9 protein-coding genes are annotated in these 11,688 nt (G+C 65.7%); 1 reads left to right on the plus strand and 8 read right to left on the minus strand.

Features of this window, described 5'->3' with window-relative positions; translation table 11 throughout:
* Positions 1-54 precede the first annotated feature (54 nt).
* From X268_RS03190 to X268_RS03215, 6 genes are all read right to left on the minus strand, one after another.
* Positions 55-1,419: a M16 family metallopeptidase gene (locus X268_RS03190; RefSeq protein WP_164937501.1), complete on the minus strand. Its 1,365-nt coding sequence runs from the start codon at positions 1,417-1,419 to the stop codon at positions 55-57.
* Positions 1,416-2,810 (minus strand): M16 family metallopeptidase, encoded by a 1,395-nt coding sequence (locus tag X268_RS03195; RefSeq protein ID WP_430648258.1) that lies wholly within the window; start codon positions 2,808-2,810, stop codon positions 1,416-1,418. Before X268_RS03195 ends, X268_RS03190 begins: the two co-directional genes overlap by 4 nt.
* Before the next feature lie 181 nt (positions 2,811-2,991).
* A complete protein-coding gene (locus X268_RS03200; RefSeq protein WP_128923582.1) occupies positions 2,992-3,717 on the minus strand; it encodes a hypothetical protein in 726 nt (241 codons plus the stop codon).
* 95 nt (positions 3,718-3,812) lie between these two features.
* Positions 3,813-4,307 (minus strand): signal peptidase II, encoded by a 495-nt coding sequence (gene lspA / locus X268_RS03205; protein WP_128923583.1) that lies wholly within the window; start codon positions 4,305-4,307, stop codon positions 3,813-3,815.
* Positions 4,308-4,317: 10 nt separating this feature from the next.
* Positions 4,318-7,326, minus strand: a complete 3,009-nt coding sequence (ileS, locus tag X268_RS03210) for an isoleucine--tRNA ligase (RefSeq protein ID WP_128923584.1) — start codon at positions 7,324-7,326, stop codon at positions 4,318-4,320.
* Between the two features lie 232 nt (positions 7,327-7,558).
* A complete protein-coding gene (locus tag X268_RS03215; RefSeq protein WP_128923585.1) occupies positions 7,559-8,530 on the minus strand; it encodes a bifunctional riboflavin kinase/FAD synthetase in 972 nt (323 codons plus the stop codon).
* A gap of 228 nt (positions 8,531-8,758) precedes the next feature.
* On the opposite strand from X268_RS03215, the gene X268_RS03220 reads away from it, so the two are divergent.
* On the plus strand, positions 8,759-9,154 hold the full coding sequence (locus tag X268_RS03220) for a response regulator (RefSeq protein ID WP_008567674.1): 396 nt from the start codon (positions 8,759-8,761) through the stop codon (positions 9,152-9,154).
* 155 nt (positions 9,155-9,309) lie between these two features.
* Here X268_RS03220 and X268_RS03225 read toward each other — a convergent pair whose 3' ends face one another.
* Both X268_RS03225 and X268_RS03230 read right to left on the minus strand, forming a co-directional pair.
* Positions 9,310-10,164 (minus strand): TIGR01459 family HAD-type hydrolase, encoded by an 855-nt coding sequence (locus tag X268_RS03225; protein WP_128923586.1) that lies wholly within the window; start codon positions 10,162-10,164, stop codon positions 9,310-9,312.
* A 15-nt stretch (positions 10,165-10,179) separates the two neighbouring features.
* Positions 10,180-11,664 (minus strand): EAL domain-containing protein, encoded by a 1,485-nt coding sequence (locus tag X268_RS03230; RefSeq protein ID WP_128923587.1) that lies wholly within the window; start codon positions 11,662-11,664, stop codon positions 10,180-10,182.
* Between the last annotated feature and the right edge of the window lie 24 nt (positions 11,665-11,688).

Below are 11,688 nucleotides of genomic sequence, written 5' to 3' on the forward strand. Positions count from 1 at the left end.
ATGGCCGGGGCGAGCCCGGCCATTTCAGGACGCGTAGAGAGATCAATTCGACTGCTAGTTCGACTTCGTCGCCGGTGCCGCCGGCTGTGCCGCGGCCTGCGGGGTGCGGCCGACGACGACGGTCAGGAGGCCCTGGCCCCAGAGGCGCTTGGCGGCCGCCTTGGCGTCGTCCAGCGTCACGGCATCGACGATGGCGTTGCGCTTCTCGATATAGTCGATCGGCAGCTTGTCCTGCTGGTATTGCAGCAGCGCCTGGGCCAGCTTGGAGGAGGTGTCGAGCGCCAGCATCTGCGAGCCCTTGAGGTAAGACTTGGCCTCGTCGAGTTCCTTCTGCGTCGGGCCCTCCTCGGCGATGCGGCGCACTTCCTTCTCGATCGCATCGATGGTGTCGCCGGCGCGGTCGGCGCGCGTCCCGGTGTTGCCGATGAACACCGCCGAGTGCTCCATCCAGAGCAGCGATTCGAACACCGAATAGGCCAGGCCGCGCTTCTCGCGGACCTCGCGATAGAGCCGCGAGGACAGTCCGCCGCCGCCGAGAATGTGATTGACGACATACGCCGCCATGAAGGTGGGATCGCTGCGCTTGACCCCCGGGCCGCCGAAGGTGATCACGGTCTGCGGCACATCGAGGGTCACGAAGGCGCGTTGCGGCGGCTTTGCGGCGTCGATGTCGGGGACCGGCGTCAGATTGGCCTTGGCGGGCAGGCTGCCGAACGTGTGGTCGAGCAGCTTGCCGAGCGTCGCCGGATCGACGTCGCCGACGACAGCGACCTTCAGCCCATCCTTCGCCAGCACGCGGCCGACATAATCCTTCATGTCGGCGACTGTGATGGTCGGCACGCTGTCGAGGTTGCCGTTGGTCTGCCGGCCATAGGGGTGATCGCCGAAGGCAACTTCGAGGAACTTGCGGCTCGCCAGCGAGGTCGGGTTGGTGGTCTCGCGGCGCAGGCCCGAGATGACCTGCGAGCGGATGCGCTCGACGTCCGCGGTGTCGAAATGCGGCGAGGTCAGCGCGCTCCTGAGCAGGTCGAAGGCTTCGTCCTTGTTGTCGCGCAGCATGCGCAGGCTGCCGCGGAAGGTGTCGCGGGTGGCGCTGAAGGAGAGCTCGATGGCGCGGCGGTCGAGCCGCTCGTGGAAGGTCTTGGAATCGAGATCGCCGGAGCCCTCGTCGAGGAGGTCGCCGACCAGATTGGCGACACCGGGCTTGTCCTTGGGATCCTGGGCCGAGCCGCCGGCAAAGGAATATTCCATGGCGATCAGCGGCACGGTCGCGTCCTGCACGAACCAGGCCTCGATGCCGCCGGGTGAGATCAGGCGCTGGATCTTGGCCGCGGCCTGCGACGGCGTGACGGTCGCGAGCGCGAGCGCCGCGCCGGTGGCGAGCGAGAATGCGACGCGGCGAAGGAAGGAATAAGTCACGAACGCTTCTCCTCGCGCTTGGTCGCCGCGGTGTCCTTGATCAGATAGCCCGTCACCGAGCGCTTCTTCTCGAGCCATTTTTGCGCAACAGCGCGAACCTGCTTGGCGGTGACCGCGCGGATACGGTCAGGCCAGCTTCGGATGTCCTCGATCGACAGGCCCGTGGTCAGCGCGCCGCCATACCAGCGCGCCAGCACTGCCTGGTTGTCCTGGGCGTAGATCGCTTCCGCGATGAGCTGGGTCTTCACGCGCTCCAGATCCTCGGCGCGGATCGGGTTCTGAGCGACATCGGCGATGACGGCGTCGACCGCCTGCTCGACCTCGGCAAAGCTGACGCCGGGCTTTGGCGCGGCCGAAATCGCGAACTGGGTCGGGTCGAGCGAGATACTCGAATAGCTGGCGCTGGCAGAGACCGCGAGCGGCTTGTCGACCACGAGCGCGCGGTAGAGATAGGAGTTGTTGCCGCTGCCCATCAGCTGCGCCAGCACGTCCAGTGCCGCGCTCTCGCCGGCTGCAGCGGTCGTTGCAGAGGGCACGAGATAATAGCGCCGCATGTTCGGCTGCTCGACGCGCGGATCGGCGAGCGTCACGGTGCGCGGCGCGGCCGGCTCCGGCTCCTGCGGACGGACACGCCGCGGCGGGATCGCGGGTTGGGCCGGGATCGCGCCGAAATTGCGCTCGACCAGCGGGCGCATGTCGGCGGCATCGACGTCGCCGGCGATGACCAGGATCGCGTTGTTCGGCGCGTAGAAGCGGCGGTAGAAGGCGAGCGCATCCTCGCGATCGAGCTTTTCGATCTCCTGGTGCCAGCCGATCACGGGACGGCCGTACGGATGATTGAGATAGAGCGCGGCCATGATCTGCTCGTTCAACCGGGCGTCCGGATTGTTGGCGACGCGCATGTTGTACTCTTCGAGCACGACGTCGCGCTCGGGCAGCACGTTCTCGTCCTTGAGCACGAGGCCGGTCATGCGGTCGGCCTCGAACTCCATCATGGTCGGCAGCTGCTCTTTCGGCACCCGCTGGTAGTAGTTGGTGTAGTCGACCGAGGTCGAGGCATTCTCGTTGCCGCCGACGCGTAGCACGGTCTGGGAGAATTCGCCGACCGGATGCTTCGAGGTGCCCTTGAACATCAGGTGCTCGAGGAAGTGTGCGAGCCCGGACTTGCCCGGCGTCTCATCGGCCGAGCCGACCTTGTACCAGATCATCTCCGTGACCACGGGCGTGCGGTGATCGGGGATCACCACGACCTGCATGCCGTTGCTGAGCGTGAAGCTGGCGGGCGGGGCCGATGTAACCGTGGTCTGGGCAATGGCCGCGCCGGCCGAGAGGACGCTGGTCGAAAGCAGCGCGGCAAGGAGGCAGGCAGCCGATCGGTATGAGGACATCATGATCCTTTTGACAGGCCGAGGTCCGGATCTCCGGCTCGGAAGGCACGGCATGCTACACCGTGCGGCTGAGGCTTCGCGTCACGAAGCAGAGAACTCAACGCGGTGGCAAGTTACTGATAGGCAATCATTGGCCGCGGCCGGCGTGCACAAGACGCCGGTCCGCTTCGGATCGACTGGAACGTTATTGTTCCTTGTCCTTGCCCGACATGATGTCGAAATAGGTCCGCCGTGACTTGTCCGGTCCGGCGCCATAGGCGTAGTTCGGCGAGGGCGTCTGATAGCCCGGGGGCGGCTCGACCAGCGACTGGCGCGGCGGCTCGCTGGTGAATTTCTTCTCTTCGGTGGCGTTGCCGCCCTTCATCATGTTCCACAGGCCGCCGGAGAAGCCGAGCTCGGCGGGGCTGAGCGACGGATTGCCATTGGTGCCCGGCTGGATCGGGTCATTGCTGGTACGGGGGGCTGCGGCGACCTGGCCAGCCTTCATCTCGGCGGGCGTCAGGGGTCGGGCGGCCTGCCAGTTCTCGGTTTCCTTGGTCGCCTTCTTGCGTGCGGCGATCGCTTCCTTGCGGCGCTTTTCCTCGGGGTCCTTGGGCCAGTTGGGCGCAGCCTTGGCTTCGGTCGCAGGCGGCGGCAGATCGAGCTTGGGCGGCACCACCAGCGGCGAGCGCTCGCGGTATTCGATGCCCTTCTTCTCCATGCTCTTGGCGCCGATGCCGGACATCAGATTGTCGATGATCTTCTCTTCGAAGGTCATGCCGTCGTCGTCATCGTCGTCGTCACCGGCGCGGGCCGCGCCGGCCGATAGGACGAGGCCGATGCCGAGCACGGCAGCGGACAATTTCAACGCCCGCCAAAGCCCCCATCGGGGATCTCGAACCATCGAAACGCTGGTCTTCGCGCTGCGCATTACCGTACCTGTTCCATATTGTGGCAGATCGCCGCTCAAACGCGGCTCAGCCCTCGCAAAAGCCGGGTTCCACCTGCCGGTCGTATCGGCCGGGATCAGGGCGCTTTTGCGGCGGGGACCCCCAGGAAAGAATCATACAATAGCGCCGCCACCCCAGCAACGATGGCTACGTCCGCCAGGTTAAACACGTACCAATTATAGGTATTTCCGCCGATCTCGATGTGGAACAGAGCGAAATCGACCACCGCACCATAGGCCAGGCGGTCGATGCCGTTGCCGATCGCCCCGCCGATGATCAGGCCCAGTGCGACCGTGGCCAGGTGGGTGTGCGAGCGGGCCATCCAGATCGCCAGCGCCACCACGGCGATGGCCTTGACCGCCATCAGCGCGAGCTGTGCCGCCTGGCTGTCGTTCTGCAGCCAGCCGAAGCTGATGCCGATATTCCAGGCCAGCACCAAGTCGAAGAATGGCGTCACCTTCACCGCGCCGCGCCGGGCAATGTCGAACACGTTCAGCAGCCACAGCTTCGAGGCCTGGTCGGCCACCAGCGTGACCATGGCCGCGAGGATGCCGGCGCGGAGCGGGGTCATGGCCGGCCGGTCAGACCGCCACCCCCAACGCCTTCCATTCGCGCAGCGCCTTGGCGTCGCGCGGGGTGACGTCGGGATATTCGGCGTCTTCGCCGACCATCGGCGAGATCTTCCAGGAGCGGGCGCATTTGGTGCCGACCGCCTTCTCCACCACCACCGCGACACCGGGCACGGCATCGAGACGAAACGCAGCAGCCGGCGCCTCGCCCTCACGCACCTCGTAATTCGAGGTGATGCAGATCTCGGCGAGATCGACGTCGAACAGCGTCGCCAGCATGGCGCGGTCGGCGACATAGATCACCGGTGAGGCCTCCAGCGACGAGCCGATGTTCTTGGCGGCGCGTTCGAGCTCGAGCGCTCCGGTGACGACGCGGCGGACGTTGCGGATCGTCTCCCATTTCGCGGCGAGCTTGTCGTCGCGCAAGGCTTCGAGATCGGCGGGGGATAGCGTCAGATGCACCGACGGTTCGGCGTCGGGCCTGTACATGCGCCACGCCTCCTCGGCAGTGAAGCTGAGAATCGGCGCCAGCCATTTCAGGATCGAGGCGCACAACAGGTCGATCGTGGTCAGCGCCGCCTTGCGCGTCAGCGAGGACGGCGGATCGCAATACAGCGTATCCTTGCGGATATCGAAATAGAACGCGGAGAGTTCGCTGTTCAGGAAGGCGGAGAGGGTCGCGACCACGGTCTTGTAGTCGAACTCCCGATAGGCCTTGTCGACGGCAACGGCCCGCATCGCGAGCTCGTGCAGCATCAGGCGTTCGAGCTCCGGCATCTCGGCCGGCGCGACCGCCTCGGTCGGTTTGAAGTGATGCAGCGTGCCCAGCATCCAGCGCACGGTGTTGCGCAGCTTGCGGTAGGTCTCGACGGTGTTCTTCAGGATCTCGGGACCGATGCGCTGGTCGTCGGTGTAGTCGCAGGAAGCGACCCAGAGCCGGAGGATGTCGGCGCCGGATTCCTTGATGACGGCCTGCGGCTCAATGGTGTTGCCGAGCGACTTTGACATCTTGCGGCCGTCCTCGGCCTGGGTGAAGCCGTGGGTCAGCACGATGTCGTAGGGCGCGCGGCCGCGCGTGCCGCAGCTTTCCAGCAGCGAGGAGTGGAACCAGCCGCGATGCTGGTCCGAGCCTTCCAGATACATCACCGTGTCGGCGCCGCCGTCGACCTTGCGCTTGATGCCGGCGAGCCCGGGAAACTGCACGGGATCTTCGAGCACGAAAGCGTGGGTCGAGCCGGAATCGAACCAGACGTCGAGAATGTCGTCGACCTTCTGCCAGTCTTCGCTCGCGCGGGACCCGAGGAAGCGCTCGCGCGCGCCCGTCGCGTACCAGGCGTCGGCGCCTTCCTGCTCGAAGGCCTCGCCGATACGGGTATTGACGGCCTCGTCCTGGAGGATCTCGGCGGAGCCGTCGCCCCTCTCGCGCACGAACACGGCAATCGGCACGCCCCAGGCGCGCTGACGCGAGATCACCCAGTCGGGGCGCGCCTCGATCATGCCGTTGATGCGGTTCTCGCCCGACGGCGGCACCCATTGCGTCACCGAGATCGCGTGCAGCGCGCGGGCGCGCAGCGTGTCGCCGCTCTTGGTCTTGCCGCCCTGCGCCACATCCTTGTCCATCGCGATGAACCATTGCGGCGTGTTGCGGAAGATCACCGGCTTCTTGGAGCGCCAGGAGTGCGGATATTGGTGCTTGAGCCGGCCGCGCGCGAGCAGCATGCCTCGTTCGACGAGCGCCTTGATCACGGCCTCGTTGGCGTCGCCCTTCTCGCCCTTGTCGTTGATGACGCGCTTGCCGGCAAAGCCCGGCGCATGATCGGTGTAGGCGCCGTTCTCGTCGACGGTATAGGGAATCGCCGTGTTGATGCCGCGCGCATCGAGATCGCGCGCCTGTGCCATCCAGGCATCGAAATCCTCGCGGCCATGGCCGGGCGCGGTGTGCACGAAGCCGGTGCCGGTGTCGTCGGTGACGTGATCACCGGGCAATAGCGGCACGACGAAGTCGTAGCCGCCGGCAAGGCCCTTGAGCGGATGGGCGCATTCGATCGCGTCCATGGTGTCGCCGGGGACGTCGCGGACCTTCTCGTAAGCGGTCACGCGCGCCTGTTTGAAGACCTCTTCGGCGAGCGCGTCGGCGAGGATCAGGAGATCGCCAGTCTTGGTCCAATTGTCGGCGGGCGCGTCGGTGACCTTGTACAGGCCATAGGCGATCTTCGGCGAGAACGAGATGGCGCGATTGCCCGGCAGCGTCCAGGGCGTGGTGGTCCAGATCACGACACTTGCGGAGGCGAGTGCACCGTGCGCGGGCGAGGTCACCGGAAATTTCACCCACACCGTATCGGAGGTGTAGTCCTCGTATTCCACCTCGGCTTCGGCCAGCGCGGTCTTCTCGACCACGCTCCACATCACCGGCTTGGAGCCGCGATAGAGCGTGCCGTTGGCGGCGAACTTCATCAGCTCGCGCGCGATCTGGGCTTCGGCCGGATAGCTCATGGTGGCATAGGGATGATCCCAGTCGCCGATGACGCCGAGGCGCTTGAACTCCTCGCGCTGTACGCCGAGCCAATGCGTGGCGTAGGCGCGGCACTCCCGGCGGAAGTCGATCATCGCGGCCGAGTCGCGGAAGTCCGGCTTCTGCTTGCCCTTCTTGCGATAGTGCTCTTCCTCGACCTTCCACTCGATCGGCAGGCCGTGGCAGTCCCAGCCGGGCACGTAGTTGGAATCGAAGCCGAGCATCTGCTGGCTCTTGGTGACGAGATCCTTGAGGATCTTGTTCAGCGCCGTGCCGATATGGATGTTGCCGTTGGCGTAGGGCGGGCCGTCATGCAGCACGAACTTGGCGCGGCCCTTCGCGGATTGGCGCAGCTTCTCGTAGAGGCCGATCTCGTACCAGCGCTTGAGGATCTCCGGCTCGCGCTGCGGCAGGCCGGCGCGCATCGGGAATTCGGTCTGCGGCAGGAACAGGGTCTTCGAATAGTCTTTGACTTCAGACTTTTGGGACTTTTGCGGCTTTTCGGACATGAGGCTGACTGGCTCGGAATGGCGCGGGAACAGATGGCGATGCGGAATCGCGGGGTGAAACGACGAAATCCCGGTCTTGCGCCGAGCCTTTGGGCTCAGGCGGAAGCCGGGCCGCTAATCCCTATGATGCGCCGCGCAAACATGGGCACTCCATAGCAGGGGGCCAAGGGAAGCGCAAAAGAGAAGCGCAAAAGGGAAGCGCAAAGGTTCGGGCCAAGGCGGATTCGGGGGCTCAATCGATGGCGCCGAGCCGCGGAAATGCGTCCGGGGCGGCGGCCAGGATAGCGCGAGCGCGGGCGGAATCGTCGTCCATCTGCCGGATCAGGGCCTCTAGACCATCGAATTTCAGCTCCTCGCGGATGAAGCCGACGAAGGCGCAGTCCAGCGCCTGCCCGTAGAGGTCGCCCTTGAAGTCGAACAAGAAGATCTCGAGCAGCGGGGCGCCATTGTCAAAGGTCGGGCGCCGGCCGAAGCTGGCCACCCCGTCCAGCCGCTGGGGCCCGCGGCCGATCCGCACCGCATAGATGCCGTGCTTGAGGCCGCAATTGGCGTCGAGGCGGATATTGGCGGTGGGATAGCCGAGGTCGCGGCCCCGCTTTTCGCCATGGATGACCTCGCCGGTGACGAACCAGGGCGCGCCCAGCATGGTCGTGGCTTCGTCGAGCTGGCCCTCGGCGAGCGCAGTCCGGATGGCGCTGGAGGAGACCGGCCGCTCATCGATGTCGACATGCGGCTGCACGTCGACCTCGATACCGAGCCGGGGCGCCTCGTTGACCAGAAGACTGGGCGAGCCGACCCGTCCCTTGCCGAAATGGAAGTCGTAGCCCACCGCGATCCCGCTGACCCCGAGCCGCCCGATCAGCTCATGGTGAATGAAATCTTGCGCACTGGTTCCGGCGCGCGCCTTGTCGAAGGTCATGACCACGGCGCCGGCGAGCCCGGTGCCGGCCAAGAGCCGCAGCTTGGCGCGCTCGTCCGTGAGGCGGAATTGCGGGGTGTTGGGACTGAAGAACCGCCGCGGATGCGGCTCGAAGGTCAGTGCCAGCGCAGGGCGGCCATGCACCCGGCCCATTTCCAGGGCCGCGGCGATCACGGCGCGGTGACCCAGATGGACCCCGTCGAAATTGCCCATGGCGACCACGGCGCCCCGTGGAATCGCGGAAACCGGCGTGGTGTCGCGGATAACGGTAAAATGCGGGGCCATCAGGGGAATTCTCGAACCGGCGGGACCGGCCGGGACGGGGGCGCGACCGGCCCGACGAAGTCAAGCGGGAGGGGGGCAAGCCTGTCGAACGCAATTTCAGTTCTTTCGGACCCGCCCCGATTAACGCGCTGTTTAACGCCTTGGTGCTAGTCCTTGCATCTGGAACAGGCGGGCTTCGGCCCGGCGGTCCGATCGTAATATTCCTGGGTATGCGTTGGGGGAGTCGAGATGGCGGTTGATTTGTCGATGCCGGTTCTGGTGGTGGATGACTACAGCACCATGATCCGTATCATCCGGAATCTGCTGAAGCAGCTTGGCTTCGAGAACATCGATGATGCCAGCGACGGTTCGGCAGCGCTGAACAAGATGCGCGGCAAGAAGTACGGGCTCGTGATCTCCGATTGGAATATGGAGCCGATGACGGGTTACGATCTGCTGCGCGAAGTGCGCGCGGATCCGAATCTCGCCACCACGCCCTTCATCATGATCACGGCGGAATCCAAGACTGAGAACGTGATCGCGGCCAAGAAGGCCGGCGTGAACAACTACATCGTCAAGCCGTTCAATGCGGCGACGCTGAAGACCAAGATCGAGGCGGTCTTCCCGGACATGGCGAGCGCTTAAAGCGCTTTCGAAGCCATCAGGCGAATTCGGAAGGCCCGGGCACGTCCCGGGCTTTCTGCGTTTTTCTGTCATTCCGGGGCGGTGCGCAGCACCGAACCCGGAATCTAGAGATTCCGGGTTCGCGCTTCGCGCGCACCGGAATGACGATCAAATCACTACCACTTCAATTCGCGCATCAAGGCCTTCGGCGGGTGGCCGAACAATTCCGTCACCGAGGCCGGGTCGAGCTGGTCGAGGCCCTCGAACTCCTCGGCATGGATGCCGCGGGTGACGAACAGGCAGTCGATACCGAATTCGCGGGCGCCCGTTAAGTCGGTGCGGACGGAATCGCCGATCGCCAGCACCTTCTTCCGATCGATCTGGTGGCCCTGGCGTTCACCGGCGAGCGCCATGGCGCGCTCATAGATCGGCCGGTGCGGCTTGCCGTAGAAGATCACCTCGCCGCCGAGCTCGCGGTAGAGCTCGGCGATGGCGCCGGCGCAATAGATCAGCCGGTCGCCGCGTTCCACCACGATATCAGGGTTGGCACAGACCAGCGTCAGCTTGCGTTCGCGCGCCTTCAGCATCATGCCGCGATAGTCCTCCGCCGTCTCGGTCTCGTCGTCGTAGAGGCCGGTGCAGACGATGTAGTCGGCTTCTTCCAGCGGCGCGGTTCTCGCCTCGAGGCCGCGATAGATCGAATTGTCGCGCTCGGGACCGAGCCAGAACATCTTGCGGCCGGGATGCTCGGCGACATAAAGCCGCGTCAGGTCTCCGGACGACACGATCGCGTCGTAGGTCTCGTCGGCGACGCCGAGCTTGCGCAATTGCCGCTGCACGCTGTCGGCCGGGCGCGGTGCGTTGGTGATCAGGATCACCGTACCGCCGCGGCTGCGATAGGTGTGCAAGGCCTCGCAGGCCTCGGGGAAGGATTCGAGGCCGTTATGCACGACGCCCCAGATGTCGCTGAGCACGACCTCCACGCCGCCCACGAGCTCGCGCAGGCTTTCGGCGAAATGCAGGGTGGTCATGATGCGTGCGGCCGATCAGATCCGGCGCGCGAGCGCCGCGTTGCCGGTGATACGCTGTGGCGGAGGCGCCGAAGACGTCGCGCCTGAGCTTTGTGTGCCGGAGCCATTGGGTCCCTGAATGTCCTGCGCCTGGTTCGGCGCGGCCCCGCCGGTAGCAGATGCCCCCTCTGGCCGCAATGGCCGGGGCGGTGCGAACAGGAACCCCTGGCCGAACCGCACGTCATAATCGAGCAGATCGACCACGGCGCGCTCGCCCTCGATCCGCTCGGCGATCAGGTCGATGCCGAAGCGACCCAGCAGGTCGGAGAGATCGGAGGGGTGGATGTCGGAGGTCGAGGCCTGCCTGGGGTCGAGCAGCAGCGTGGCCGGCACCTTGATGAAGCGCACGCCGCGGTCGGCGAGCTCGCGCGGCTCGATCCTGAGATCGGTGACATGGTCGATCGAGAAGCGGAAGCCGCGCTGGGCGAGCGCGGCGAGATTCTCGGTCTCGGCCGGGCCGAGACTGCGGAAGGTCGATTGCTTGAACTCCAGCACCAGCGAGGGCGCCAGCGCCCGGTTGGCTTCGAGGAAGTCGAGGCATTGCGCGAAGGTGGTGGAATTGCCGAGCGTGGACGCCGCGACGTTGCAGAACACGCCGACATCCTTGTTGCGCACCATCAGGCGCCGCAGCACCTGCACACAGCGCAGCATCACCATGTTGTCGATCCGCCCGATCAGCCCGGACGCTTCCGCGATGCTGATGAACTCCTCGGCTGCGATCAGCTGGTCGCGTTCGTCGCGCAAGCGCGTCACCGCCTCGTAGAATCGCACCTTGCGCTGCGGCAAGGTCACCATCGGCTGCAGGAAGATGTCGATCCGATTTTCGTCGATGGCGTTGCGCAGCGTCGCCAGCAGTTGAGTCTGGTTGCGTCCAGCGGCGGTCTGAGGGCTCGCAGCCTGAGTATGGACCGCCGGCGCCGGCCGTGGCTGCGCCATCGGGGGCGGCGGTACGGCGGGGAGCGGGGGAGGGGCGGCCGGCCGATCCTCGAACGGCGCCGCCAGATCGGCCGGAGCCTCCGGTTCGGATGTGGCGACCGGAGCGGGAGTCGGCGCGGCGCCGGCCAAGAGGTCTTCGTGCGCCGACACGGTGGCGGCGAGCTGTCTGACCAATCCGCCAAGCTCGTTGATCTCGCCGACCACCGACTGGATGCGGTCCGAGTTGGTCGAATTGGACGAGGCGATGCGTCCCTCCATCGCGGCCAACCGTCGGCCGAACTCGGCCACCTGGCGGGCGAGGTCGGCGGTGCCCCGCGACAGATCGGCGATCTGGCCGCCGACGTCGCTGCGGTCACGCAGCCGCATCGACACCGCGTTGTAGAGGATCAGGAAGGTCAGCGCGGTCAGCGCCACGAACGCGGATTCGGTTCCGCTGATGCCGGCGACGGCGTAGAGGACAAGCCCGAGCGAGGCTGCGACCAGAACCATGCAGATGGCGATGAAGATCGTCGAAATGCGAATCATGCCGCGCGTTACGCCTCAAGAGCT

The organism is Bradyrhizobium guangxiense, assembly GCF_004114915.1.
In the GTDB taxonomy this organism is placed as follows: domain Bacteria; phylum Pseudomonadota; class Alphaproteobacteria; order Rhizobiales; family Xanthobacteraceae; genus Bradyrhizobium; species Bradyrhizobium guangxiense.

Coding starts and splice junctions, on each gene's coding strand:
- X268_RS03195 (WP_430648258.1), bottom strand. CDS start 2,810: ATGATGTCCTCATACCGATCGGCTGCCTGCCTCCTTGCCGCGCTGCTT.
- X268_RS03200 (WP_128923582.1), bottom strand. CDS start 3,717: ATGCGCAGCGCGAAGACCAGCGTTTCGATGGTTCGAGATCCCCGATGG.
- lspA (WP_128923583.1), bottom strand. CDS start 4,307: ATGACCCCGCTCCGCGCCGGCATCCTCGCGGCCATGGTCACGCTGGTG.
- ileS (WP_128923584.1), bottom strand. CDS start 7,326: ATGTCCGAAAAGCCGCAAAAGTCCCAAAAGTCTGAAGTCAAAGACTAT.
- X268_RS03215 (WP_128923585.1), bottom strand. CDS start 8,530: ATGGCCCCGCATTTTACCGTTATCCGCGACACCACGCCGGTTTCCGCG.
- X268_RS03220 (WP_008567674.1), top strand. CDS start 8,759: ATGGCGGTTGATTTGTCGATGCCGGTTCTGGTGGTGGATGACTACAGC.
- X268_RS03225 (WP_128923586.1), bottom strand. CDS start 10,164: ATGACCACCCTGCATTTCGCCGAAAGCCTGCGCGAGCTCGTGGGCGGC.
- X268_RS03230 (WP_128923587.1), bottom strand. CDS start 11,664: ATGATTCGCATTTCGACGATCTTCATCGCCATCTGCATGGTTCTGGTC.